The sequence below is a fragment of the Candidatus Palauibacter sp. genome (assembly GCF_965208055.1).
Classification (GTDB): Bacteria; Gemmatimonadota; Gemmatimonadetes; order Palauibacterales; family Palauibacteraceae; genus Palauibacter.
The window spans coordinates 2,639,201-2,663,474 of record NZ_CBDBNY010000004.1 but is presented as its reverse complement, the minus strand read 5'-3'; the positions used below and the strand labels follow the sequence as shown (position 1 = coordinate 2,663,474).

The 24,274-nt window shown below is 68.5% G+C and carries 20 protein-coding genes; 12 read left to right on the top strand and 8 right to left on the bottom strand.

The genetic code is table 11. The features are described from left to right. Together ACOGXI_RS11815 and priA are read right to left on the bottom strand one after the other, a co-directional pair. Entirely contained in the window at nucleotides 1–1,302 is a 1,302-nt protein-coding gene (locus ACOGXI_RS11815) for a hypothetical protein (RefSeq protein ID WP_419939047.1), read from the bottom strand. A 179-nt stretch (nucleotides 1,303–1,481) separates the two neighbouring features. Continuing rightward, nucleotides 1,482–3,782, bottom strand: a complete 2,301-nt coding sequence (priA, locus tag ACOGXI_RS11810) for a replication restart helicase PriA (protein ID WP_419939046.1) — start codon at nucleotides 3,780–3,782, stop codon at nucleotides 1,482–1,484. A gap of 135 nt (nucleotides 3,783–3,917) precedes the next feature. Between priA and ACOGXI_RS11805 the strand changes: the two genes are divergently transcribed. Both ACOGXI_RS11805 and ACOGXI_RS11800 read left to right on the top strand, forming a co-directional pair. Further along, nucleotides 3,918–4,430, top strand: coding sequence for an HNH endonuclease (locus ACOGXI_RS11805; protein ID WP_419939045.1), 513 nt, complete (start codon nucleotides 3,918–3,920; stop codon nucleotides 4,428–4,430). A 33-nt stretch (nucleotides 4,431–4,463) separates the two neighbouring features. Next, nucleotides 4,464–5,066 carry a Sec-independent protein translocase subunit TatA/TatB gene (locus ACOGXI_RS11800; RefSeq protein ID WP_419939044.1) on the top strand — a complete coding sequence of 201 codons (603 nt, stop codon included), beginning with the start codon at nucleotides 4,464–4,466 and terminating at the stop codon, nucleotides 5,064–5,066. Here the strand turns inward: ACOGXI_RS11800 and ACOGXI_RS11795 are convergent. Further along, nucleotides 4,960–6,594, bottom strand: coding sequence for a hypothetical protein (locus tag ACOGXI_RS11795; protein WP_419939043.1), 1,635 nt, complete (start codon nucleotides 6,592–6,594; stop codon nucleotides 4,960–4,962). The two genes, ACOGXI_RS11800 and ACOGXI_RS11795, sit on opposite strands and share 107 nt — an antisense overlap. 127 nt (nucleotides 6,595–6,721) lie before the next feature. Between ACOGXI_RS11795 and ACOGXI_RS11790 the strand changes: the two genes are divergently transcribed. The 5 genes from ACOGXI_RS11790 (at nucleotide 6,722) to ACOGXI_RS11770 (ending at nucleotide 10,911) form a co-directional block, all read left to right on the top strand. Next, complete coding sequence (locus tag ACOGXI_RS11790) at nucleotides 6,722–7,273, top strand: (2Fe-2S)-binding protein (RefSeq protein ID WP_419939042.1); 552 nt, start codon at nucleotides 6,722–6,724, stop codon at nucleotides 7,271–7,273. Then, a complete protein-coding gene (locus ACOGXI_RS11785; protein WP_419939041.1) occupies nucleotides 7,270–7,839 on the top strand; it encodes a RidA family protein in 570 nt (189 codons plus the stop codon). The genes ACOGXI_RS11790 and ACOGXI_RS11785 overlap by 4 nt, the downstream gene beginning before the upstream one ends. Nucleotides 7,840–7,855: 16 nt before the next feature. Then, complete coding sequence (locus ACOGXI_RS11780; RefSeq protein WP_419939040.1) at nucleotides 7,856–9,382, top strand: serine hydrolase domain-containing protein; 1,527 nt, start codon at nucleotides 7,856–7,858, stop codon at nucleotides 9,380–9,382. An 81-nt stretch (nucleotides 9,383–9,463) separates the two neighbouring features. Further along, complete coding sequence (locus ACOGXI_RS11775; protein WP_419939039.1) at nucleotides 9,464–10,111, top strand: type IV toxin-antitoxin system AbiEi family antitoxin domain-containing protein; 648 nt, start codon at nucleotides 9,464–9,466, stop codon at nucleotides 10,109–10,111. Beyond that, nucleotides 10,108–10,911: a nucleotidyl transferase AbiEii/AbiGii toxin family protein gene (locus ACOGXI_RS11770; RefSeq protein ID WP_419939038.1), complete on the top strand. Its 804-nt coding sequence runs from the start codon at nucleotides 10,108–10,110 to the stop codon at nucleotides 10,909–10,911. Before ACOGXI_RS11775 ends, ACOGXI_RS11770 begins: the two co-directional genes overlap by 4 nt. A gap of 8 nt (nucleotides 10,912–10,919) precedes the next feature. On the opposite strand, the gene ACOGXI_RS11765 is transcribed toward ACOGXI_RS11770, so the two are convergent. Beyond that, nucleotides 10,920–11,474 carry an OmpH family outer membrane protein gene (locus ACOGXI_RS11765; RefSeq protein ID WP_419939037.1) on the bottom strand — a complete coding sequence of 185 codons (555 nt, stop codon included), beginning with the start codon at nucleotides 11,472–11,474 and terminating at the stop codon, nucleotides 10,920–10,922. A 90-nt stretch (nucleotides 11,475–11,564) separates the two neighbouring features. Here ACOGXI_RS11765 and ACOGXI_RS11760 point away from each other — a divergent pair, with 90 nt between their 5' ends. From ACOGXI_RS11760 to ACOGXI_RS11750, 3 genes are all read left to right on the top strand, one after another. Beyond that, nucleotides 11,565–13,133 (top strand): N-acyl-D-amino-acid deacylase family protein, encoded by a 1,569-nt coding sequence (locus tag ACOGXI_RS11760; protein ID WP_419939036.1) that lies wholly within the window; start codon nucleotides 11,565–11,567, stop codon nucleotides 13,131–13,133. Nucleotides 13,134–13,593: 460 nt separating this feature from the next. Further along, a complete protein-coding gene (locus ACOGXI_RS11755) occupies nucleotides 13,594–14,475 on the top strand; it encodes an SIR2 family protein (RefSeq protein ID WP_419939035.1) in 882 nt (293 codons plus the stop codon). A gap of 440 nt (nucleotides 14,476–14,915) precedes the next feature. Continuing rightward, nucleotides 14,916–17,180 carry a hypothetical protein gene (locus ACOGXI_RS11750; RefSeq protein ID WP_419939034.1) on the top strand — a complete coding sequence of 755 codons (2,265 nt, stop codon included), beginning with the start codon at nucleotides 14,916–14,918 and terminating at the stop codon, nucleotides 17,178–17,180. A 183-nt stretch (nucleotides 17,181–17,363) separates the two neighbouring features. Here the strand turns inward: ACOGXI_RS11750 and queF are convergent, their stop codons facing one another. From queF to ACOGXI_RS11735, 3 genes are read right to left on the bottom strand one after another with little or no spacing between them, the layout of a single operon-like run. After that, on the bottom strand, nucleotides 17,364–17,762 hold the full coding sequence (gene queF / locus ACOGXI_RS11745) for a preQ(1) synthase (RefSeq protein ID WP_419939033.1): 399 nt from the start codon (nucleotides 17,760–17,762) through the stop codon (nucleotides 17,364–17,366). Continuing rightward, on the bottom strand, nucleotides 17,759–19,003 hold the full coding sequence (locus ACOGXI_RS11740) for a dicarboxylate/amino acid:cation symporter (RefSeq protein ID WP_419939032.1): 1,245 nt from the start codon (nucleotides 19,001–19,003) through the stop codon (nucleotides 17,759–17,761). The genes queF and ACOGXI_RS11740 overlap by 4 nt, the downstream gene beginning before the upstream one ends. Continuing rightward, nucleotides 19,000–20,127 (bottom strand): hypothetical protein, encoded by a 1,128-nt coding sequence (locus tag ACOGXI_RS11735; protein WP_419939031.1) that lies wholly within the window; start codon nucleotides 20,125–20,127, stop codon nucleotides 19,000–19,002. The genes ACOGXI_RS11740 and ACOGXI_RS11735 overlap by 4 nt, the downstream gene beginning before the upstream one ends. A gap of 121 nt (nucleotides 20,128–20,248) precedes the next feature. Between ACOGXI_RS11735 and ACOGXI_RS11730 the strand changes: the two genes are divergently transcribed. After that, on the top strand, nucleotides 20,249–21,604 hold the full coding sequence (locus tag ACOGXI_RS11730; RefSeq protein ID WP_419939030.1) for a sodium-dependent transporter: 1,356 nt from the start codon (nucleotides 20,249–20,251) through the stop codon (nucleotides 21,602–21,604). An 18-nt stretch (nucleotides 21,605–21,622) separates the two neighbouring features. Here the strand turns inward: ACOGXI_RS11730 and ACOGXI_RS11725 are convergent, their stop codons facing one another. Next, nucleotides 21,623–22,741 carry a carboxypeptidase regulatory-like domain-containing protein gene (locus ACOGXI_RS11725; protein WP_419939029.1) on the bottom strand — a complete coding sequence of 373 codons (1,119 nt, stop codon included), beginning with the start codon at nucleotides 22,739–22,741 and terminating at the stop codon, nucleotides 21,623–21,625. A gap of 218 nt (nucleotides 22,742–22,959) precedes the next feature. Here ACOGXI_RS11725 and ACOGXI_RS11720 point away from each other — a divergent pair, with 218 nt between their 5' ends. Further along, the gene (locus ACOGXI_RS11720) at nucleotides 22,960–24,249 is read left to right on the top strand and encodes a TolC family protein (protein WP_419939028.1); all 1,290 of its coding nucleotides are present in this window, start codon (nucleotides 22,960–22,962) and stop codon (nucleotides 24,247–24,249) included. Nucleotides 24,250–24,274: the final 25 nt, after the last annotated feature.

Genomic DNA, 24,274 nt, shown 5'->3' with positions numbered 1-24,274 from the left:
TTAGTCCGTCCGCACGCGGGCGCCGCGCCGGCACGCGAGCGCGAGTTCTTCCGTCTCCGACGCCTCGCACGCCCCGCGCCGGCCGGCTTCGTCCGCGTAGAGCACGTACAGTTCCTCACCCATGGCTTCGTGGCACCGGGGTTTGGCCCAGTCCTCGATGGTGCGGCAGAACGAGAAACCGGCTTCCGTCGTCGCGGTGACGTCGACGAAGTTCTTGACGACGCCCGCGTAGCACCATTCGCGGTAGTCCTCCGGCGTCTTTTGGCACTCGCGGCGCGCGTCGCCCTCGTCCTGAAGCGTGCGGCCGCTGATGTCGCGGCCGAGGCTCACGAAGCAGTCGTCTCGCCAACCGTCGGGCGCCTCGCGACAGGAGGAGGCCGCGTCCGCGATGTCCCAGTCGTTCAGCCAGAGCATGGCGGACGTTTGCATCAGGTAACAGGCGGTCAGGTACTGATCGTCCAGAATCGAGCAGGGATAGTGCGGGTCGTCGGCGCGCATGGCCTCGAACGGTTCGACGCCCTCCGCCATGCCTTCGGCCATCGCCATCGCCCCGTGGTCGTGCGCGCCCGCGTCAGGGTCCGGGGCTTCGGCCGCTTCCTCCGCCCCGCCCTCCATCGCGTCCATCGCGTCCATCGCGGCTCCATCGGACACGAGTGCGGCGGCCGGATGATGAGGGGCGATCGCGTTGACCACGTTCTCCATGAACGCGCCGCCGTAGCAGGAGTCGCGGTTCCACCGGGTCGCCAGCAGGTCGCAGCCCTCGAGCGCCATGAGAAGGTGGTGGCCGTAGTACATCGTCAGACCGTGTCCGAGACCGTGCAGGCACTGGAAGAGCAGCCAGCGGTCGGCGGGGTCCGCTTCGTAGGGCTCGCAGAGCCCGGCGACCACCTCCTGGTTCGGTTCGCCCGTGGCGATGAAATAGGCCTGGACGACGCCGTGGTAGCACCCTGACTGGAAGAGTTCCGTGCACTCTCCGAAGACATCGGTGAAGGTCTCGCCGGGGGAGTAGGCGTTGATGCCGATCGCGTGGGTGAGAACATGGGACTGCGACCGAACCGCCATGTCCGCCGCGGCCAGCGCCTCGAGCATTTCCAGCGACGCGCCCACCCCGGCCCCGTCGAGTTCGTCGAGGAGCCGCGCTTCGTAGCAGCCCTGCCTCTCCTCCCACGCCAACTCGCGGCACGCCTCAAACGCGGCCACTGCTCCGGCCGACATCCCGGGCGGCAGCGACGATCCCCCGCAGGTGGTCGACGCGATCCCGATCGCCATGACGAGCCCCAGGCCCCGAACGTGACTTCTCATTCCCTCTTCCTCACATGCACCGATTTACGGTGGATTACGGCGGATGACGGCGAACTTACGGCGGATTGTGAACCAGTTTGAACCAGTGTGAACCGGTAGCACAACCTGTCGGAGCGTGACCCTCCCAACAAGCGAGGCAGGGAGCGCGACGGGAGTGCGACGGGAGTTTGACGGTCCGCTCACAGGAGTGCCTCGGGATCGCGGTCGATCTCGAGCCGGAGGCCCGAACCGGGCTGGCCCCGCTGCTCTCCGAGGAAGCGGAGAACGCCTCCGAGCGTCGCGGCGCGGTCCGCCTTGATCAGGAAGTGCCACCTCCACCGCTCCCGGAGTCGATCGATGGGGCAGGGGGCCGGGCCGATGACGTCGATCCCGGTGAGCCGGCGACCTCGAATCAGCCGACGCGTCCACTCGGACAGTTCCTCGGCGATGTCGATCACCCGGGACTCGGTCTTTCCGGAGATGACCAGGTTCGCGAGCCGGCGGTGCGGCGGATAGCCGGGTTCCTCGCGGTCTCCGAGTTCGCGGTCCGCGAAACCGACATAGTCGTGCTCGGCCGCCGCGGCGAGCGCGTAGTGCCGCGAACGAGAGGTCTGGACCAGCACCTCCCCCGGTTCGTCGCCCCGCCCGGCCCGTCCGGCGACCTGCTCCAGCAGCTGGAAGGTGCGTTCGCTGGCGCGGAAGTCCGGCAGGTGGAGGCCGACGTCCGCGTTGATCACTCCCACGAGCGTGACCTGCGGGAAGTCGAGGCCCTTGGCGATCATCTGCGTGCCGAGCAGGATGTCGACCTCCCGCCTCCGGAACGCCTCCAGAATCTCGACGTGCGCCCACTTGGAGCCCGTGGTGTCGAGGTCCATGCGGGCGATGCCGGCCTCGGGGAAGAGTTCGCCCACCCGGCGCTCGACCTGTTCGGTGCCGACCCCGGCGTAGCGCGGCGCGGGACCGTCGCACTCGGCGCACCCGGCGGGGAGGGGACTCGTCGAGCCGCAGTGATGACACACGAGTTGCCGGCGGCGGCGATGATACGTGAGGGTCACCGAACACGCGTCGCAACTCCACACGTGACCGCAGGCCGCGCACTCGGCGAAGGAGGCGTATCCGCGGCGGTTGAGAAAGAGGATCGTCTGTTCGCCCCGTTCCAGGCGCGCGGCGATCGCCTCCCGCAGCCGTTCGGAGAAGACGCGCGGTCCGCCACCCGGAGCGGGGTCCTCCGCGTCCCGTCCCGGGCCCTCGCCGGCGTCGGCGCGCAGGTCGACGAGTTCTACCGAAGGCAGTCCGTGGCCCGTCACCCGTTCCTCGAGCTCGAGCAGATGATAGCGGCCGGTCCGCGCGTTCTCCCAGCTCTCGAGGGCGGGCGTCGCGGATCCGAGCACGCACAGGCCCCCCTCCAGCCGCGCGCGCATGATCGCGACGGACCGGGCGTGGTAGCGCGGCACATCGGACTGCTTGTAGCTGCTCTCGTGCTCCTCGTCGACGATGATCGCGCCCAGATTCCGCACCGGCGCGAACACCGCGGAGCGCGGGCCGATCGCGATCCGCTTCCTCCCCTCGCGCAGACTGCGCCAGGCGTCGAAACGCTCCCCGTCCGAGAGCCCGGAATGCAACACGGTGACTTCGTCGCCGAAGCGGGCGCGGAAGCGCTGCACGGTCTGGGGCGTGAGAGCGATCTCCGGTACGAGGCAAATGCCGGAGCGGCCGAGCGCGAGTTGACGCTCCAGCACCTCCAGGTAGACGGCGGTCTTGCCGGAGCCCGTCACGCCGCGCAGAAGCGCGACGCACCCCGGCGCGTCGAGACGCTCGAGATCGCTCACGACCCGGGTCTGGTCCGGCGTCAGCGTGAACCGGGGCTCCGCCTCGACCGGGCCGGCGAACGGGTCTCGCTCCACTTCGCGCTCGACGAACTCCGCCAGGCGCCGCTCCACGAGCCCGTTGAGCACGCTCCGGCCGAAGCCGAGTTGCTTCATCAGGTGCCCGACGCTCGCCTGTCCGCCGAGCGTCTCGAGCGTCTCGTACAACTCGCGCTGCCGCTTCGCCCGCCCGAAGGCGCGGTCCCGTTCGCTCAGCGTTCGCAGTTCGCGCACAAGCCGGAGCACGCGCTCGGTGCGCGGCCGGCCGGGGCTCCCTCCCGCGCCGGCCCGGGACCCGAGCGCACCCGGGGGGAGGGCCGCCCTCAGCACCACGCCGAGAGGCGCCACGTAGTAGTCCGAGATCCAGCGGCAGAGATCGAGGAGCAGCGCGTCGATCACCGGCGCTTCGTCGAGCACGCCCCGCAACTCCCGCAGTCGGGGTTTCCGTTCCCGGTCCGCCCGCAGCCCGAGACGGTCCACGACGCCGACCGCCGTGCCCCCGCCGAGCGGCACGCGAACCCGCATGCCCGGCTCCACGACGCCGACGAGCGAAGGGGGGACCGAGTAGGCGAGCGTGCCGAGGAACGTCCGCGCGACCGCCACTTCGCACACGCCGGCGGAGCTTACGTCCCGCACCGCCTTCTCATCCGGGCTTTGGCTTGACACGTTCTTTCGCTTGACACGTTGCAGCCGGATTGCTTGTTTTCCGCACCGAATCCAATTGGGGGGTCGCTCATGGGCTGTCTGGCCCTGAACGCTTCATACGAGCCGTTGACGATCATTCCGGTCCGGCGCGCCGTTCGCCTGGTCATCGACCGGAAGGCCGACGCGCTCGAGGTGGATTCGGAACGTCCCATCCGATCCGAGCGTGTACGGATGGATACGCCCGTCGTCATCCGCCTCGCGCGGTTCATCCAGATCCCCCGCCGTTTCCGCCGTCAGGTCACGAACACCTTCCTGTTCGCGCGCGACGCCTATCGCTGTCAGTACTGCGGCCGTCACCGGCGCGACCTGGGGTATCGCGAGTCGCTGACGCGCGACCATGTGACTCCGATCTCGCGTGGCGGAGACAACGGGTGGTCGAACGTGGTCACGGCCTGCAGCAGGTGCAACCTGAAGAAGGCGGACCGTCTGTTGGGCGAATGCGGGTTCTCGCTCCCGGCGGAGCCTCGCGAACCCAACCACGTCGAGCTGATCTGGGCCGTCCGCAGGGTCACGCCGGTGCAGGCCAGGTACATCGGCATGTTCTACGGCGAGGACGTGCTGCGGGCGCTGACGCCCTGAGTTCGGCCCGCCCGCCCGGCTGATCGCACTGTCATGAATATGACCGGGTTCGGAATCAGCGAGATCCTCCTCATTGCGATGCTCGTGCTCATCGTGTTCGGGCCCCGCCGCCTCCCGGAGATCACCCGCACCATCGGCAAGGGGATCCGCGAGTTCCGGAAGGGGATGAACGAGATCCAGCGCGAACTCGAGGCCGCCGGCCGGGAGACGCAGTGGAAGTCGCCGCCCGCGCCTCCGAAACCGTCGACCGCGAGCAACGCGACGATCGCCGGCACTGCCGCCGCCGGCACTGCCGCCGCCGGCACCGCCGCGGCGGCCGAGACATCCGCCGCTTCCGCGGACGAGGCGGAGGGCGAACAGGGCGCCTCCGACTCCGAGGAGGCTGCGGGGCCGGTCGTCGAGGAACAACCGCCGCCGACGCCGCGCGATGAGGTGGATCCGGCTCAGGAGTTCATCGATCCCTGGTCCACGGACTCCTCGCGTCCGACGTTCGGCCCGCAGGCGTCCGCGGAGCCGGTCATCGCCCCGCCTACGACCGAACCCGCGCCGCCGGAGCCGCCTGAACCGCCGAAACCGCCTGAAGCGGAGGACCCGACGGACTCCCGGAACCCGCAGGACCCCCGGGACCCCAAATAAGGGCACGGTAGCGGCGGTTATCCCCCTCCAGCGCCCTCAACAGTTCGATCGCCCCCGCCGCGCCGGTCTCGGGCAGGTCCGGGAGGCCGGGGCCCGCGATGCGCGCGCGCGGTCCCTCCGCATCAGTGCCGGCATCCGTGGCGGCGGCCCCGCGGAACTCGACTTCCAGCCGGCGGCCGCGCTCGCACGGGCTGCACAGGAGGCCGTCCTCCACCGCGGCTCCGTCGACCGTCCACGATCCCTCCGCGCCTCGGAGCGTGAAGCCGGCCAGGGCGTCCGGAACCCGCAACCTGCCGCGCCACACGCCGTCCGTCCCGGCGGTGAGCGCCAGATCCAGCGGGCCGTGCAGCGCGCTCAGCACAGGCGCCGCCGGCATGCGCCCCTCGCCGTCCCCGTCTCCCCCGTCCCAGCGGAACTCGCCCTTCATGCCGTCGTTCCGCAGCGCGGCCTCACGGAGCTTCCGGAACGGGAGGACGCCCTCGAAGGAGACGGGCACGCCCGGCTGCAGTTCGTTGGAGGCGGCGACGAACGACTCGCCCGCGAGGCGTAACTCGGCGGACCCCGCGCTCGGCGCGGGGACACGGGCTTCCGGCCGGCCCAGCAACTGAGCGACCATCCGCGCACGCAGCCCCTCCGGGTCGGTCGGCCCGGTCTCATCATCGTCTGCGCCCGCATCGCCCGCATCGCCCGGGGCGCCGCCGCTCCGGCGGGGAAGATCGAGCGGGTTCCGGAATCGGCCTTCGGGGCGCTGGATCCCCGGGGCATCGCCGCCGGCCGTGCCGGCCCCGAATTCGCGACCCCAGCTTGCGAGGTCATAGCGGATGGCGGCCTGGAGATCGTCCCCGTCCGGGTGCCAGGCGAGCCCCGTGATGCGGGGGACCGAGACCGTCACGACTCCGTCGGGCCAGGTCGGCCGTACGCCGGGAGGGCGGGAGGCCTGCACGGTCAACCGATCGCCGGGGCGGTCGTCGCGTTCCGCCCGCACGTTCGGACCCGTGTCCGGGGAGAGCCGCGCGGAGAGCGAGCGCTCACAGCCGGGTTCGCCGTCGAGCACGACGAGCAGCGTGTTCCAGCCCGCCGCCAGCCGCACTTCGCGCGCGCTGCCGGCGTCCGCGATGTGCTGCGCGTTCACCCACGCCTCGATCCGCGTGCACGGCTCGGCGCCCAGTTCGAGCCGGACGCTCGCGTCGGCGGCCGACTTCAGGTACGCGTGGGCGAGCGTCGCCTGCCCGGCTTCCGAGAACTCCGAGAAATCCAGCGCCGCCTGTCCGTCGCGGCGAAAGAGCGACCACGTACCCGCGGCGGTTTCGGCGTTCCGGTCCGGAAATCGGTCCGGCCCCGCCACGGGGAGCGGGGGTTCACCCGCCGCATGCTCCGCGCTCGTGACCAGCCAGCGGTCGAGCGGGATTTCCTGGGCCCACGCGGCGCCGGGGGTGAGCGCGCACACTCCCGCGGCGCAGAGCAGGAGTGTGCGCAGAAGCGAGAGCAGGTTTGGTCGAACCGGGCGATGCATGGTGTGATCCCTCATATGGCCGTCATCCACGGGCGGACTCTCTCCAGACGACTGAAGATGGGGCTTTCGTCACAAGATGCGCACCCAGCGCACACCCGGGCGCGCCTCCCGCCGCGTCCGCGAGCGGATTCGGTTGCCGCGCGTGAGCCCCCCGGGCAACTTGGTCATCATGCATGAGGTGGTGGAACTGCGGGTGAACGGAGACCGGCGACGGGTCGGGGTGCCGTCCCACTACACCCTCCTCGAGACCCTCCGCTACGGGCTCGGCCTCACGGGATCGAAGCAGGGGTGCGACAAGGGGGACTGCGGGGCGTGCACGGTGCTCCGCGATGGCGAGGCCGTCCTCTCCTGCATCATGCCGGTGCACGAGGCCACGGGTCACGAGATCACGACCGTCGAAGGTCTCGCGGACGCGTCCGGCCCGCACCCGCTCCAGGACGCCTTCGATCTCACGGGAGGGGCGCAATGCGGCTTCTGCACACCGGGCATTCTCTGCTCGGCCCATGGACTGCTGACCCGCGATCCGGACCCGGCTCGCGAGGACGTCGCGCGGGCGCTCTCCGGCAATCTCTGCCGCTGCACCGGCTATACGAAGATCTTCGAGGCCGTGGACATCGCGGCCGAGGCGATCCGCACGGGCGAGACCCCCGACGAGATCGTCTCCCGGCGGCGCGACCCGGAGGGGGCCGCGTGACTTCGCCCTCCCCGCGATCCGCGCGCGCGCCGCGCGCCGTCGTCGGGGCGCTCGCGGGACTCCTCGTCCTCCTGCCCCCGGCCGGCGGAGTCGCCGCCCAGACTCCGGAAGAGCGTCTCGCCGAACTCGGGATCGAACTCCCGACGCCGGACGCGCCGACGGCCAACTTCGTGAAGGCGGTGACGACGGGGAATCTCGTCTTCCTCGCCGGTCACGGCCCGTGCGGCGGCCTCGACGAAACGAACACGGGGAAGGTCGGCCTCGACCACACCGTCGAGGAAGGCTACGCGATCGCGCGCTGGGTCGGCGTCTGCCTCCTCGCCTCCCTCGCCCGCGAGATCGGCGACCTTTCCCGGGTGAAGCGGATCGTGCGCGTATTCGGGATGGTGAACACGCCGCCCGACTTCACGCAGCACTCGCAGGTCATCAACGGGTGCTCCGACCTCATGGAACAGGTGTTCGGCCCCGCGATCTCGAAGCACGCCCGCGCGGCCGTGGGCATGGCGTCGCTCCCGCGGGACCAGTCGGTCGAGATCGAGATGCTGGTCGAACTCCACGACCCCTGATCGCTCGTCCGCCCGCATGCGTCCGGTAGCCGTCGCCGCCCTCCTCCCATTCGCCGCCGTCGCCCTGCTCGCCGGGTGCGGAGGCGCCGGAGATCCGGCTTCGGCTTCCGACCTCGCGCGCGGGATCGACGCCGTGTTCGCCGACCTGGACCGCCCGGGCTCGCCGGGCGCCGCCGTGTCGGTGATCCGGGACGGCGAGATCATTCACTCGCGCGGCTACGGCTACGCCCAGATCGAGCACGGCGTCCCCGTCACCCCGCGCACGGTCTTCCACGTCGCCTCGGTGTCGAAGCAGTTCACCGCCATGGCCGTGACCATGCTCGCGGCCGAGGGGGCGCTCTCGCTGGACGACCCCGTGCAGGCGCACCTCGGGTTCGTCCCCGAGTTCGACCATCCGGTCACCGTGCGCCAGATGATCCACCACACGAGCGGGATCCGGGACCAGTGGCAGCTGCTCGGTATCTCCGGCTGGCGCCTCGACGACGTGATCACGACCGAACAGGTCCTCGGCCTCATGTCGCGCCAGCGGGAACTCAACTTCGTGCCCGGCTCGGAGTACCTCTACTCCAACATGGGCTACACCCTCCTCGCTCAGACGGCGGCGGCGGTCGGCGGCATGTCCTTCCCGGAGTTCACCGCCGAGAGGATCTTCCGGCCGCTCGGAATGGAGCGGACGCACTTCCACGATGACCACGAACACATGGTCCCGGACCGCGCCTATTCCTACCGGCCGGCCCCGCCGGATGATGGCGAAGGAGAGGCCGGAGGGGAGGCCGGAAGCGGGGTGGGGCCGGAGCCGGGGTACACCAAGGCGGTCCTCAGCTACGCGAACGCGGGGGCGACGAGCCTGTTCACGACAGCCGACGACCTCGCCCGCTGGCTCGACAACTTCCGGCACGAGACGGTCGGCGGCCCGCGCGTGATGGAGATGATGACGGCCCGCGGGGTCCTGAACGGCGGCGATACGATCCCCTACGCGCACGGTCTCGCCATCGGCGGCCACCGGGGCCTGCGCACGGTGGGGCACGGGGGTGCGGACGCGGGATTCCGGACGCAGGCGACCTGGTATCCCGAGGCGGACGTCGGGGTCGTCGTCCTGACGAACGTCGCCAACGGGAATCCGGGAAGCCGGGCGCGGCAGGTAGCGGAGGTCGTCCTCGCCGGGGTCTTCCCGGAGGCAGCCCGGGGGGAGGAGGAAGAGGATGCGCCGTCACCGGCCGCCGATTTCGTCCCGCCGCCCCCGACGGCCGACCGGGCGACGCTGGCAGGATACGCCGGCAGCTACTACAGCCCGGAAGTCGACGCGCTGTATCACGTCGAGGCGACGGACGACGGGCTCGTCGCGCGCCACATCCGCCACGGCGAGATCTCCCTCGAGCCGCGCGGCCGCGACGAATTCGCAACGGACCGCTGGTTCATGCGAGAGGTGCGCTTCGAACGCATGCCGGACGGCTCCGTCTCGGCGATGCGGGTGGGCGGCGGCCGGGTCCGGAACCTGCTCTTCATCAAGCTGACCCGTCCGCTTCCCGGGCTGTCCGGGTAGGATTCGGCGTCCAGCCCCCAAACGCGTTGCGGGACTGGTCAAATCATTGCGTGTATTTGCCGATATCGGCACGTTTTCTGCATGAAATTTGCAGAATTGCTGGAAATCGTCGCGGATGAGCCGGTGTTCGAGACCGGCTTCCTTCGCGGCGGGCGGGCTCCGGAGCCGGGTCTCCAGGCGCAGCTCAGCCGTTGGTGCGCCGCCGGCAAACTGCTGCGGCTCCGGCGCGGGTTGTTCGCGTTGGCGCCACCGTACCGGAAGGCGCATCCGCATCCCTTCCTCGTTGCCAACCGCCTCTCGCCCGGCTCCTACGTGAGCGGGCTGTCGGCGCTCGCCTTCGCGAACGCGATCCCGGAGTACGTGCCGGAGGTCACCAGTTGCGGCCCCGCGCGCCCTCACGTGAGGGAGACGCCGCTGGGGCGGTTCTCCTTCCGCTACGTGAAGCCGTCGCTGCGTACCGGCTATCGACTCGTGGACCTGGTCGACGGGCAGAGCGCGTTCGTCGCCCGCCCCGAGAAGGCTTTCCTCGACCTGGCGCACCTGCAGCCGGGCGGCGATGCCCCGGCCTGGATCGACGAGTTACGTCTGGATGTCGACGATCTCTCGCCCGCGCGCCTGCGGGCGATGGCGGCCGCCACGGGGAGTCCGAAGCTGGCCCGCGCCGCGGCCCACCTCATCCGGCGCGCGAGTGACCCGGCGCCGCCGTACGAACCCCTGCCGGTCACGTGAAGGACCATCTCCGGGAGTTGGTCCGGGGTCTCGATCCGCAGGCCGGCCGCAACGTGATGCGAGAATACCTGCAGGCCCGAATCCTGGAAGGTCTGCAGAGGGTCGGAGCCATGTCGCCGCTGGCCTTCCAGGGCGGTACGGCTCTGCGCTTCCTGTTCAGGTTGCCGAGATACTCCGAGGACCTCGACTTCGCGCTGGAAGGGCCCCGCGAGAGCTACGATCCGCGGCGCTGGCTGACGTCCATCACCGCGCAGTTCCGGCGGGAGGGCTACGACGCCACGGCTTCGCTGCGCGACGCGGACGCCGTCCACGCCGGATGGTTCCGTTTCCGGGGACTCTCCCGGGAGTTCGGTCTGTCGAGCCATCGCGACGAGACACTCCGGATCAAGCTCGAGGTGGACACCCGCCCGCCCGCAGGCGCGGTGACCGAGACGCGCCTCGTGCGGCGGCACGTCTCCCTGCGGATCCATCACCACGACCGCGCGTCGCTGCTGGCCGGCAAACTGCACGCGGTACTCCACCGGCCCTGGCTGAAGGGGCGGGACATCTACGACCTCGCCTGGTATCTGAGCGATCCCGCGTGGCCGCCCCCGAATCTGGATCTCCTGAACGCGGCGCGCCGCCAGACGGAACCCGCGGTGTCGGCGCTGACCAGGGACACATGGCGCGAGGCGGTCGCGGCGAGAATCGCGGGCGTGGAGCGGAAGGCGGTCGAGGCCGATATCCGCCCGTTCCTGGAAAGCGGAGAAGAAGTCCCCGCACGGGCCGACCTACTGGATCTGCTGCGTCCCCACCGCTGACGCTCCCCCTACGGGCCGGGGGCGTCCGTGGCGAGGCGGTCGATGACGAGTTGGGTGATGTCGACGCGTTCGCTGAACAGGATGATGATGGGGCTCGTCGCGTTCAGGATCAGGTCGTACCCGAGTTCCGCCTGGATCGCTTCGATCACCGGCGCGAGTTCCCCCCGGATCCGTTCGCGTCCGTCGTCCTGAAGGGCCGTGGCCTCCTCCTGCTTGTCCTGCTGGTAGCGCTGGAAAGCGGTGAGGGCGTCCTGATACTCGCGTTCGAGCACCCGTCGCTCGTCGACCGTCAGGCTGTCCGCTTCTGCGACCCGTAGCTCGACCGCGCGCACGGCTTCCTGCCGCACCTGTAGCTCGGCGGCGAGTTCCTGCTGGAAGTCCGTCAGCTGCTGCGCGAGTTCCTGTCCGGCCGGCGACCCGAACGCGGCGGCGTCCAGATCGATGACGCCGATCCTGAGCGGCCCATCGGCGGCCTGGCCCTCGACCTGACCCGCCAGCGTCGCGGGCGCCAGCGCGAGAAGCAGGGTGGCGAACGAAAGCGGGAGACGTGCGTATCTTTTCATCGTTCTCTCTCTATTGGAACCTGCCGAGGCGGGTCTACTGTTCGGGGACCGCGCCGGTACATCATCACGGAAACACGAAGGTAACGCGATATGTCTGATCGAACGAAACGCCCCCGGCACCACCGGCGAACCATCCGGCTCCTGACGGCGCTCATCCTGGGAGGTGCGGCCGGGCCCGGCGCCGCGGAGGGGATCGCCGCGCAGGCGGCCACGGGCGTGGCGCAGGAACCGGCCACGGTCCTGTTCTCGAACGCGACGCTCGTCGACGGAACGGGCGCGCCCAGGTATGTCGGCGACCTGCTCATCGAGGGGGGCCGCATTACGGCGCTCGGCGCGCCCGCCTCCATCGAGGCTCCGCCCGGCGCGGAACGGCGCGACCTCACGGATCTCGTCCTCGCCCCGGGCTTCATCGACATCCACAACCATTCCACGACCCGCCTCTTCGGCTCACCGCTCGCCACGACCCAGCTCGCGCAGGGGATCACGACGATCGTGGTCGGAGCCGACGGCTCCTCGCCCTGGCCGATCTCGGACTACCTCGGGCGCATCGACGACCTCCGTCCGACGGTGGACGTGGCGACGCTCGTCGGACACGGGACGGTGCGCGGTCTCGTGCTGGGGGATGACTACCGGCGCACCGCGACCGACGCCGAGATCGCCGACATGACGGTGCGCGTCGAGCAGGGGATGACGGAGGGGGCGTTCGGCCTCTCCAGCGGACTCGAATACGACCCCGGCTTCTACTCCTCCACCGGAGAGTTGATTGCCTTGGCGCGGGCCTCCGCGGGCCACGGTGGCTTCTACATGTCGCACATGCGGGACGAGGAGGAGGGGCTGCTCGAGGCGGTCGACGAAGCCATCCGCATCGGGCGGGAGGCGGGCCTCCCCGTACAGATCTCGCACATCAAGGCGGGCAACGCCTCGGTGTGGGGGCGGGCGCCCGACGTGCTGGAGCGGATCCGGCGGGCCAACGAGGCGGGGCTGGATGTGACGGCGGACCAGTACCCGTACGCGGCGTGGCAATCCGGGCTCGCGATCGTCGTCCGCTCGCGGATGTTCTCGAACCCGGATTCCGTCGCGAAGGGGATCGCGGCGGCGGGGGGCGGCAGCCGGCTCCAGATCGTGGCCTTCGAACTTGAGCCCGAGTTGAACGGGCTGCGGCTGGATGAGATCGCCCGGCGCAAGGAGATGACCGAGGTTGAAGCGTACATGTGGATCATGGAGAACGGGGGCTCGGGACTCATCGGCCACACGATGAGCGACGAGGACGTCGACACGTTCATGGCCTCGGAGTGGGTGATGACGGCGAGCGACGGCGGCGTGCGGAGCGCGCATCCGCGCGGGGCGGGGACCTTCCCGAGAGTGCTGGGCCACTACGTGCGCGAGCGCGGCATCCTCACGCTGGAGCGGGCCGTCGCGCGCGCGACCTCGATGCCGGCGCGGCGGCTGGGGCTGGACGACCGGGGCGTGCTGCGCGCCGGGGCCCGGGCGGACCTCGTGATCTTCGACCCGGAGCGCGTCGTGGACCGGTCGACGTTCGACTACGGGACCCGACAGGCGGTGGGCATCGAAAGCGTGTGGCTCGGCGGCGTCGAGACGTGGTCGGACGGGGAGCCGACCGGCGCCCGCCCCGGCCGCGCCATCCGCCACATGCCCTGACGATCCGTGGCAAAGCCCCGCGGCGTTCGAGCGACAACCGCAACTTGCCTGAACCGCTGCGGCTAGAGACAGCCGACGTACGCGCGAGGCGATGCGCAGCATTACGAGGAGAACAAGCAGAATGGCAACCGCTACCACGGATCGCTGGTTGTCTCTCGGCGATGGGCTACCGAAGATGCCGGAACGGCTGTTGCTGGCGCATGGACGGGGCGAGGTGCTCTTCCTGTCTGGTGCCGGCGTCTCTAGATCGGCCGGCCTGCCAGCGTTTCGCAAGCTCACGTTAGAGGTCTATAAAGCATTGGACCCCAGCGTTCATGAGATCCTCGCAGAACTCCATTCTTGCGCCTGCAGGCCATGGGAGCCTTGTGCGTGCGCAACACCTGATTGCTCGGGCCTCACTGATGGCCAAACGGCTGAGGTCAGGCGCTTCCGACGGCGCGAGTACGATGTGGTCCTTGGGATGCTCGAACGGCGCTTGGATGACCGCACTCACGACCGCAGCTGCGTGCGGGAAACGGTAGAGCGGATCTTTCGGGTACGGGATGCGAGGCCCCAGTCCATCCATCACAACCTCATCCGCCTAGCCGACCGCGGGCCTGCCGTAGCCATCGTCACGACGAATTTCGATCGATTGCTCGACGTAGCATACCAAGATCGTTTGTCGCGACGGGGGACTCATTCGCTGGGCACCATTCCGCGTCCCCGACCCCAACCCGAGTTTGCGGGCGTGTTTCACATCCACGGGGTGCTCAGCGAGGACGAGGACCAAGCTTCCGAACTTGTACTGACAGAACAAGATTTCGCAGACTTCTATGTACGACGTACAGTTGTGCCAGATTTCATTTACGACGCTGCCCGGATCTTTTGCCTCGTCTTGGTTGGCTATAGTGCCAACGACCCTCCAATGCAGACGCTCTTGAATGCCGTAGCCGCCGATTCGACCCGGTTCGAAGACATCCGGCCACGGTATGCGTTTCTTGACACCGACGATCACGACCGAGTTGCGCTGGAAGACTGGAATGCGCGCGGTATCGAGCCGATCCCCTATGATCCGGCCAACGATCATGCTGCTCTACACGAAACGATCGAGCGATGGGCAACCCTATCGGTCATCACGGGAGACCAGAGCACTGTGGACGCGGAGGTGCAACGACTCGTCGCCACGGCGTGGGCCGATTCGGGCACTTCGCATCGGGATCTCTTCGAGCACCTGTTTCGAAGAGAAAGCAAGCGGGAGCAACAACGGTTGTCCCGGGTCGCGTCCGATGCCGGTGCCGACCTCGGGTGGCTCAATGCAATTGCAAGGGTCTGTAGCGAGAAACGTTCGGAGCAAGGACCATGATACCGACCGTCGCCTCCCTCGCCGAAAGGGACCGCGCCACCCTATGGCTCATCGTCGATTTCCTGCAACGTCGCCTCATGGAGCCTGGTACCGTCAAGTGGGCGCTCCAGTTGACGGCTGACAACCACACTGAACGAATGGCGGTAGCCCATCTGTTGAACAGCGGGCGGGGTTCCAAGCTCGAGGAGCCGTGGACGACGGCTTGGCGTCTCATCGAAGAGAGTTGGATTCGCGAACCACCGGAGGTTCAAGGACATCGTCTTGCCCGGCAAGCTCGTATCGACGCTCGGCTCAAAGCGGGTGACCGATCTGGCGGCGCTGTCGAGGAGATCACAGCTCTCGTTACGCCATGTGTGGCGGTGTCCAGCCCGGCCAGCGCTCCAACGGATCCCCGGTGTCTTGACGATCTTGTGTCAGCCCGCCTCACGAGTGGCCAGCTCATGGATCTAAGAATGTTGCGTGTTACGAATATCAGTGACATTCCATTCTTGACTGCTTTGGCCAACAGTTTGGACGCGGCCCTTCACCGCGGACTGGACATGGCGCGTCGAATCGGTTGGGCTGGAGAAGGTCACCATTGGCGCATGGGTAGGGTACATCGGGTTGCTTACCAACAGCACGATCTGCAATCCGAGCCGACGGAGCCCGACAGGTTCAGCAAGGGCTTGGCTCCCGTGACGAAGCTCCTCCACGCCGTCGTCATTCGCTTGACAGAGCTTGACGTTGTAGCCGCCCGGCGCTTCGTCGACAGTTGGCGATCATGGTCATCACCGATTCATGCTCGGTTGTGGGCCGCGACCGCGCAGAGTTCCTCTCTTGTCTCCATCGCGGAGATTGGGGCCTTTCTCTTGGGCCTCGTGGATCGACACTTCTGGCTTTCGTGGGAGTCGCCTGAAATCGCAGACTTACGTGCGAAACGCTTCGTCCGCCTCGATGATGAGACAAGAACACGCCTCTCGGAGCGACTCTACGGTCTACCCCCTGTTGAGTTAGTTGCTGATACCTTACGGGCTGGCGAAGAGGAGGCAAGCACCGCGCGGATCTGGTGGGCCGTCCGCGAATTGCGGAGAATTAGGGAGGCCGGTGCCGGATTGTCCGCCGATGCGGAGTCATGGTTGGAGACGGCAGTACGCGAGTTCCCGGAATTCGCTACCAGATCCATCGAACATTTGTTCTCCGGGTTGCAGACCTCGAGCTGGCGGGCGCCAATCCCGGACGACTCCTACGGTGTGCTGGCCGGCGTGAATCGCCTACATGCGTTGGAGCGGGCCCTATCGGCGAGAACTGGGAGAAATGGTGGGCAGCGAATGGGAGCCCGCGCGTGGCTGAAGTTGCCGGGCAACGTGCAGCTTGTTCTTACCGACCTGGAATCGGGGGAAATTGACTTGGGCAGTTTTCCATCCCTCCTGAATGACCTATTCGCGATTCATGCCGAAGCGGCGAATGGGGACGATGAAACGCGCGGCGAGTCAGCCGAAGACGTAGGCAGGCTTCTGGAACTCCTCGAAGTGCTGCCAGAAGGAACGTTGCCAGCTGCCATTCGGGGTGCTGCCGAGTGGATGGCTGCCTGGACGCGTGAAATGATCCGGCACCCGTCGCTACGTGAAGTCTGGCTGCGGATATGGCCGATGGCAGTCACGGCGGCACACGGGGAGGACTCGATCTACGTGACTCCTATGCCCCCCCCTGATGAATCCGATGCCGACCGGGCTCGGGAGAGTCTGCTGAACGATGCGGTTACGACTCCGGTCGGAAAGATGGTCGGCACGTTCCTCGCAGCGTGTGTGCAGGTGGAGCCTTCGATCGAGCCGTTCACGAGCGGTAGCGACCTGCGGCGTATGCGAGATGCTATGGTGGCCGTCACCGGTCGTAGCGAAACAATCGTACGATATAGGCTGCTTCAGCACGTGTCGTGGTTCTTGGAAGCGGATCACGATTGGACGGAGGATTACTTGATTGGCCCCCTCCAAGAGCCCGACGCCATTGCTCATGAGCTTTGGCCAGCTATTGGACGGCAGGTCGCTTCAATCGATGTGTTGAAGATCCTCGGCAGTCGTATAATCCAACAGGCGGCGAATCCCGATCTGCCACGAGATACTAGATGCAGTCTCGCGTCTAACGTCGTCCTCGCGTGGTTGAACGCCTCGTTGAATGACCGAGAACCACCCGTGGCGCGAACGGATGTCCAACAGATGCTGCGCGGCGTTGACGACGAAGTACGCGCGGCGTCCGCGCGAGCTGTGGTTTGGTTCATGCAAGACAGCCATGACGATGATGAAGGCCACGCCTGTGAAACGGTCATACGGTCGGCGATCAGACCATTCTTCGAGAACGTGTGGCCCCAAGAGCGATCACTTGCGACACCAAGTGTGACCGAAGCTCTTGCAACATTGCCAGTAGCAGCGAGCGAGAGTTTCGCTGAAGCGGTGGACATCATCGAGCGATTCCTAGTCCCGTTCTCGTGCTGGGATATGGGAATGTACCATCTCTACGAGGATGATAACGACCCAAACAGGTTTGCGGTGGTCGATGATGAAGCGAAGGGGCATGCGCTGCTACGGCTTCTCGACAATACTGTGGGATACTCCGAGGATGCGATAGTACCATATGATCTGTCGTACGCGTTGGATCATATCCGTTCTGCCGCGCCATCTGCGGCTCAGCTTCCCAGTTTCCGTAGGCTTGGAGCGACAAGTCGACGGTGACGGATGTCAGTACGCGTCAGATGTGACACGCAACGCGCGGGAATTGATCTCGACTGAGGCGCAAGATAGCACCGCAAGGGGCCGAGCGAGAAAGCGGGCGGCGCCGGAGCCTCTGTTAGAAGACCGGGAGCGTACACTGTACGGTCGTCCGCAGCCATCGGCGCGCCGATCTTGCGAAAGCGCTCACCGGCACTCTCCGCGCTCGGCGGTGGCGACGATTTCGATGCCGCCGCGCACGTTCTGTTCGACGTCCACGCGCACCCGGCGCGGTGCCACGGCGTAGACGACGTCATCCGCGATCCGGGCCGCGAGCGTCTCGCAGAACTCCCCCTCGTCGCGGAAGGACCACAGGTAGAACTTGAGCGCCTTCGACTCCAGGCAGCGGTCGCGCGGCTCGTAGTCGATCGTCACCCGTCCGAAATCCGGCTGTCCCGTCTTCGGGCACAGCGACGTGAACTCCAGCGCCCGCAGGCGGACGCGCTGGACATCGGCGGCCGGGATCGCCTCCTCGCGCAGCGTCTCGCGCCCCTCCTCCGGGTCCCGGGGCCGCGGCAGGGGACCGGACGCGGGGAGTCTCGTCATCCGCCCTCCGACTCTTCGTTCATCTCCTGACCCACCCCTTCATCGTTTCGCGTCATCGCATCGACGGTCGTGGCGGCGGCCATGTGGCCGATGACGTTCGCCGCCGAGCGGAAGACATCGGGCACGCGGTCGATCCCGAGCAGGATCCCGAGTCCGGCCAGCGGCACGCCCACCACGTCGAGGGCGGGCACCAGCGACACGATGCTCGCGCTCGGCACCGGCGCCACCGTCATGGCGGCGAGGAAGATCGCGAGGACCGCCGCGGCGATCAGCCCCGCGTCGAGCGGGACCCCGTACATGGCGGCGAGGAAGACCAGGGAGGCGCTCTGGAAGAGGGCGCTCCCCGGGCGGTTGATCGAGGCCGCCAGCGGGAGGATCAGCGTGTAGCCGTCCCTGCGCAGGCCCAGCTTCTCCGCCTCCTGCAGCATCATCGGCAGCGTGCCCACCGACGTCGTCGTCGAGAAGCCCACCGTGTACGTGCCCACGGTGCCGCGGATGAACCGCCCCGCCCGCATGCCGCCGGCGAAGCGGACCATCGGCAGCAGGACGAGACCCTTCAGGATGAAGAGGCCCACGACCACGGCGAGGATGAAGACGCCGAGGTTCTGCAGCATCGCCAGCCCCGTGCGCGCGGTCACCGGCGCGGCGAGACCGAACACGCCGACGGGGGCCGTCCACAGCACCCAGTTCATGAGCTTGATGAGCGCGTCGCCGGCCGTCTCCGCGAATCCGGTGAGCAACTCCCGCTTCTCCCGCGGGAGCGTCGTCGTGGCCGCCGCGAGGAGGACGATGAAGATGAGGATCGAGAGCAGCGATCCGTCCGCCGCCGCCTGTACCGGGTTCCTCGGCACGAGGTTCACGAGGAAGTCGATGATGCCCGGCGTCGCCGTGTTCAGGTCCGTCGTCGGGGTCGGCGGCGGGACCGGCGCCGTGAAGGTGAGCGCGAAACCCATCACGCCCATCCCGATGAGGATCGCCGGCAGCGTCGTGACCCAGAAGAAGCCGACCGACAGGCCGCCGATCCGCCCCAGCTTGCGGAGGCTCCCGATCCGCCCCACGCCGACGAACACGACCGCGGCCACGAGCGGAATCACGACCATCTGGATCGCGCGCAGGAAGATCTGCCCGAACGGTTCGACGGCCTCGGCCGCCCACAGAAGCGCGGGAGAGCCGGTGATGGAGGCGGCGATCCCGAGTCCCAGCCCGAGGGTGAGGCCGATGAGGATGGCGCGCGTGTTCACGTCCCGTCACTCCCTCCGGGTAACCCGGCGGTTCCCGCTCTTCCCCGCTTCCGGAACGCGAGCCACGCGCCGATGGTGAGGACGGGCAGGACGTAGTAGACGATGAAGCCCCAGGTGATCGTCCCGTATCCCTGCCGGATGAGGTCGATGAGGCCGAGAGGGGTGAGCGACAGCGCGACGCCGAGGAAGACCGCCGCGACCGCGGGTCTGGCCCAACTCGGCAGCGCGGTGCCCCGCTCGCGCCGGGTGGCCGCGAGCCGCTCGTTCACGGCGTGGATCATCCCGGTCCCGGTCTCGATCAGGGTGCCGAAGAGGATGATCTGGTAGGCGATCTGGAACGTCCTCGACCCGAGCGCCTCGAGAATGAAGTTCGAGGGAACGGTCGCGTCGACGATGGCCGGGTAGTGCGGCACCATCGCGAGGTAGAAGAAGAGGGCGGGCAGCATCCCGATGACGCCGGCCAGCAGGCCCGCCCACACGGCCTGCTTCCGGGTCTGGATGTGGCGCACGGTGAACAGCGCCACGGCGGCGGCGGAGAGGTTGTAGCCTCCGTACTGCACCCCCTTCACGAGCCAGTCGCCGTTGAGGCTGCTGGCGGCAAAGCTCGGGCCGAGCGTGGACCCGAAGCGCACCAGCGACCACACGACGAGCGCGACGAACACGGCGTAGAGCGCGAACGACCAGCCCGCGAAGAAGCGCTCGATCGCCGCGCTCCCGTAGAAGAGGAGCAGCGCGACCGCCCCCAGCGCCACGATCACGCCCAGCGCGTACGGGAGCCCGAACGTCTCGTCCACGATCGAGCCCGCCGCCGCCCCGATGACGGCCAGCACGAGCAGCGTCAGCAGCACGTACGTGACCTCGAACAGCACCCAGGACGGCCCGAGCAGACGCTTGAAGAAGTTGCGGTACTCGTAACTGCGGTACTGGCGCGCGAGTTCGAACGTGACGGCGCACACCGCGCTCCAGATCGCCGTCGAGAGGGCCATGGCCGCGAGTCCGGGCGTGGGGCCGATGGAGAGGAAGAACTCGACGTTCTCCCGTCCCGTGCCGTAACCGCCCGCGATGACGGCCGACTGGAAGACGAGCCCCGGCAGCAGATAGCGGCGGAACCAGGGAGCTTTCACACTGGCGTCCCTTTCTCTCGGCCGGCCCCTCCCCCAAGGTTTCGCCCGTCAGCGAGGGGCGAGTCCACCGGGGCGCCGGGCGCCGGCGGCGACATGCGACCCGCCAAGCTAGAGGTCGAGCATGGAACGAGACAGGCGCGAGACATTCGGCTCCCGCTTCGGGCTCGTGGCCACGATGGTCGGCGTCGCCGTCGGTCTCGGGAACGTGTGGCGCTTCCCGTATATGGTCGGCGAGTTCGGGGGGGCGCCGTTCGTGGCCTTCTACGTCCTCGCCGTGGTGCTGATCGGCGTGCCCGCGCTCATGGCCGAGTGGACGCTGGGCCGGCATACCCGCCGCGGCCCGGTCGGCGCGTTCGAGTCGGCCGGCCTCCCCTTCGGCCGCGCCCTCGGCTGGATCTTCTTCGTCGGCGTGACGGCGGCCACCGGCTACTACTCGAACGCGCTCGGCTGGGTGCTGTACCACGCCCTGGCCGGGCTGCTCTCCGGCGTCGGCATCGACATCGACGCCGCCGCGATCCTCCCCCCGGAGGAGGGCTTCTCGCTGCGCTCCTTCCTCCTGCAGTGCGTCTGCACCGGCGCCGTCCTCCTCACCTGCGCCGCCGTGCTGCGCCGCGGCCTCCGGGGCGGGATCGAGAAGGCGAGCCGCTTCATCGTCCCGGCCCTTCTCGCCGGGCTGGTGATTCTCATCGTCCGCTCGCTCACGCTCCCCGGTGCCGGGGAGGGACTTCGGTGGTATCTGGGTGCGTTCGACCCCGGGGCGCTCACGCCGCCGGTCATGCTGGGCGCGCTCGGCCAGGCCATCTTCAGCCTCTCGCTGGGCGGCACGTTCATGGTCGTGTACGGCTCCTACCTGAACCGCGGCGATCCCCTGCGCGGCAACGCCGTCTTCACCGCGGGCGGCGACCTGTGCGCCGGCCTCCTCGCCGGACTCGTCATCTTCCCCGCCGTGTTCGCCTTCGGACTCGAGCCGGGGAGCGGCCCCGGCCTCCTGTTCGCGACGCTGCCCGAGGTGTTCGGGCGCATCCCCGCGGGGGCCGTGTTCGGGACGCTCTTCTTCCTGGCGCTGTTCGGCGGCGCCTACCTGTCGGATGTGGCGGCGCTCGAAGTGCTCGTGGCCGGCATCACCGACAACACGCGCCTCGACCGCTCGCGCGCCGTGACCCTCACGATCGGCGTGGTGTTCGTGTTCGCGCTCCCGCCCATGATCAACATGAGCGTGTTCACGCCGTGGGACCTGACCTTCGGGTCCGGGTTCCAGACGCTCGGCGCGCTGCTCTCGGTCGTGGCGGTGGGGTGGGCTCTCGACCGCTCGGAAGTGCTGCGGCAGCTCGCGGCGGGCGAGGGTCGGCGCCCGAAGCGCGGCGTGCCCCCGATCTGGCTCTACTACTGGCTCCGCTTCGTCATCCCCGCCGCGATCCTCGCCGTCGGCGCCTGGTGGCTCCTCACCGACGTGCTGGGCGTCCACGCGGGAGCATGATCCTTCGTCGGGAGGATCCTACTTCGTCCAGATTGCGACCACGCCGCACCGCGAGCCGGGTCCGGTAAACTCGGCCGGTAACGACGCCGCACCCTTGTACACCTCGACGCCTGCGATTTCAACCGGAGACACCCACAGGTCGGCCTCGCCCTGATCGCTGATGAGGAAGCCATCGAGGTAGATCTGCATGAGGCACCGCGAGCCGAAACCGGTGGCCAGCCGCGTGTTGTATAGCCTGCAGGTGCGGGAACCCAGACGACAGGCGCGTCGGATCGAAGCTTCCTCCATGATCATGTCGGATATGATCACCGGGTTGCGACGTTCGATATCCGTCACGGTGTAGAACGCCCCGAGGCCGAGGAGTTCGCCCCATCGCTTCCGTTCGTAGAAGCCCTTGATCTCCAGCCGGCGCAGGCGCACGGCCGTCGCCACGAGGGGTTCCATCTCGAGCGGAGACGGGACGAGGCCGATCTGGACTTCCGTGGTGGCGCCGCGGGCCACATTGACCATGTGGCGCAACGGGGCATACCCGAGATGCCGCACGGCCAGTTCGTACACGCCCACCGGCACGTCGTCGAGGAGGAATCCGCCCTGCCGGTTCGTCTGAACTTCCCGGGACCGGCCCATGAGAGACACGGCGGCCGAGGTCACCGGAGCGTCGCTGAGCGCGTCCGTCACCGTGCCCAGCAGCCGCCCGTTTTCCACCGAAGCGACGCGAAGGCCGAGGACCACGTTCCGCACTGTCCCGGGCAGCAGCAGGACCTCCGTCTCGTCGCTGGCGGCGTCGCCGAACTCCGCCCACAGCGTGGCCCTCCCGACGCCGGCGGGGACGCAGAAAACAACGCGGCCGTCCGAGCCGGCCTCAGCACGCAGCGGCCCGTCCAACGCACCTTCGTCTGCCGACGCCAGTCGCACGGTCGCGAACGGGATCGGAATCGTGCCGGACTCGTCCATGACCGTCACCTGCACGGCGGAGGCGGGTGCACAGGCCTCCGCCTCCTGTCCCGCAACTCCGGGGACCGACACCGTGCACCAGGGCGCGGCGAACAGGACGGCGCTTCGGGCCGCCGCCCGGCTTGCCGAAACCCTGGCGACGCCTCGGGACCGTCGTGAAGCGCGTCCTCGCGTCGCTTCCATGGCGACCTCCGCAACGAGTCTGAGCCGGCGGTCCTCCAGACGAGGACGGCGGATCGCGTACCCGCCGGGCGTGCGGCTACACGATAGACTGACGTCGCACCGTGGCGCGGGGTCACTCTTCAAGCGGGCTTCACGCGGGGCCGCACTTGCTGCGCGGCGCGGCGACCGGTGATGTTGGCCGGGAGATCCGGGTACGCCGCCGACCGCGTCGAAACCCCGTGAAACCCGATGCGGGCCATCGTGACGAGGAATTGAACATCCGCAACATCGCGCTTCCGGGGCCTGGCGCCCTTTTCGTTCTGCTCCTGCTGCCGCACGCAGCCTTCGGTCAGGAAGCCGTCCGCCGAGTCTCGCTCGCGGCGGCCCTCGAGGCGTTTGCGGAAAACAGCCTCGCGCTGAGGATCGCGCGCTCCGAGGCCGCCGAGATCGCGGGAGCCGCGCGTCAGTCGCGTGTCTGGTTCAACCCGTCGCTCTCGGTCAGGCGCGACGATCTCGACCGGAATGGCGACGAGTACTGGGAGGAGAATCTGCTCCTCTCCCAACCCCTGGAGTGGCCCGGCCGGACGGCCGCCCGCTCCCGGGCGGCCACCCACACGATCGAAGCGAGCACAGCCCGTTTCCGGAGCGACTCGACCCGGCTCGCCTTCGAGGTTCGGGAGGCCTGGGCGCTCGCGTGGTTTGCGGAAGCGGCGGAGTTCACCGCGCGTCAGGCCGCCTCCGTGATCCAGGAGGTGGCCGAGGACGCGGAAATCCGCTTGGCCGAAGGAGACATCTCCGCCTACGAAACGCGGCGGTTGCGACTGGAACGGGTGCAGGCCGAGCAGGATGTGGCCGAGGCGGAGCTCCGGGCCCGTGACGCGCGCCGGCGCCTCGCGGCGCTGATCTCTCCCGGGACCGGAACCGGGGAAGTCGGACCGTCCACGGGGCTGGACGGGGTGCCGCCCCCGGTGACTCGGGAAGAGGCGCTCGATGCCCTGCTCGGCCGGCCGGACCTTGAGGCGGCGGCACGGAATCTGGACGCCGCGCAGGCCGAACTCGCCGTCGCGAGATCCGGCTGGATGCCCGACCCGACCGTCAGTCTGGGATATCGACAGCAGGAGGGCGGCTTCCAGGGATTCAGTCTGGGTCTCGATCTCCCGCTGCCGCTGTTCGATCGCGGAGGGGGAAACCGGCAGGCAGCCGACGCCAGGAGCGCCGCCGCCGCCCACCGCCTCGACCTCCGGAGACGGCTGGCGGAGAACGATCTCCTCACGACCTCGGACCGGTACGCTTCCAGTCGAGGCCGTCTCGAAGCCGCGGCGGATGGCCTGTTGGCGGATGCCGAGGCGCTGCTCGCCTCGGCGATCGCGGCGTACCGGGAGAACGAAATGTCGCTCCTGGAGTTGCTCGACGCGGCGAACGCCTTCCGGAGCGCGCGGCTCAGCGCTCTCTCCATGCGATCCGCCGCCTGGATCGACTACTACGATCTCCTTCGGGCCATGGGACGGGCCCCGGAGGAGGAAGGATGAAACCGAAGCCTCGTCCGCGGTTGAT

Excerpts from the sequence above, each read along its gene's own strand:
- ACOGXI_RS11755 (WP_419939035.1), top strand. The coding sequence starts at position 13,594 with ATGCTCGAACGGCGCTTGGATGACCGCACTCACGACCGCAGCTGCGTG.
- ACOGXI_RS11730 (WP_419939030.1), top strand. The coding sequence starts at position 20,249 with ATGGAACGAGACAGGCGCGAGACATTCGGCTCCCGCTTCGGGCTCGTG.
- queF (WP_419939033.1), bottom strand. The coding sequence starts at position 17,762 with ATGACGAGACTCCCCGCGTCCGGTCCCCTGCCGCGGCCCCGGGACCCG.
- ACOGXI_RS11775 (WP_419939039.1), top strand. The coding sequence starts at position 9,464 with ATGAAATTTGCAGAATTGCTGGAAATCGTCGCGGATGAGCCGGTGTTC.
- ACOGXI_RS11815 (WP_419939047.1), bottom strand. The coding sequence starts at position 1,302 with ATGAGAAGTCACGTTCGGGGCCTGGGGCTCGTCATGGCGATCGGGATC.
- ACOGXI_RS11780 (WP_419939040.1), top strand. The coding sequence starts at position 7,856 with ATGCGTCCGGTAGCCGTCGCCGCCCTCCTCCCATTCGCCGCCGTCGCC.
- ACOGXI_RS11725 (WP_419939029.1), bottom strand. The coding sequence starts at position 22,741 with ATGGAAGCGACGCGAGGACGCGCTTCACGACGGTCCCGAGGCGTCGCC.
- ACOGXI_RS11800 (WP_419939044.1), top strand. The coding sequence starts at position 4,464 with ATGAATATGACCGGGTTCGGAATCAGCGAGATCCTCCTCATTGCGATG.
- ACOGXI_RS11750 (WP_419939034.1), top strand. The coding sequence starts at position 14,916 with ATGGATCTAAGAATGTTGCGTGTTACGAATATCAGTGACATTCCATTC.
- ACOGXI_RS11760 (WP_419939036.1), top strand. The coding sequence starts at position 11,565 with ATGTCTGATCGAACGAAACGCCCCCGGCACCACCGGCGAACCATCCGG.
- ACOGXI_RS11765 (WP_419939037.1), bottom strand. The coding sequence starts at position 11,474 with ATGAAAAGATACGCACGTCTCCCGCTTTCGTTCGCCACCCTGCTTCTC.
- ACOGXI_RS11795 (WP_419939043.1), bottom strand. The coding sequence starts at position 6,594 with ATGAGGGATCACACCATGCATCGCCCGGTTCGACCAAACCTGCTCTCG.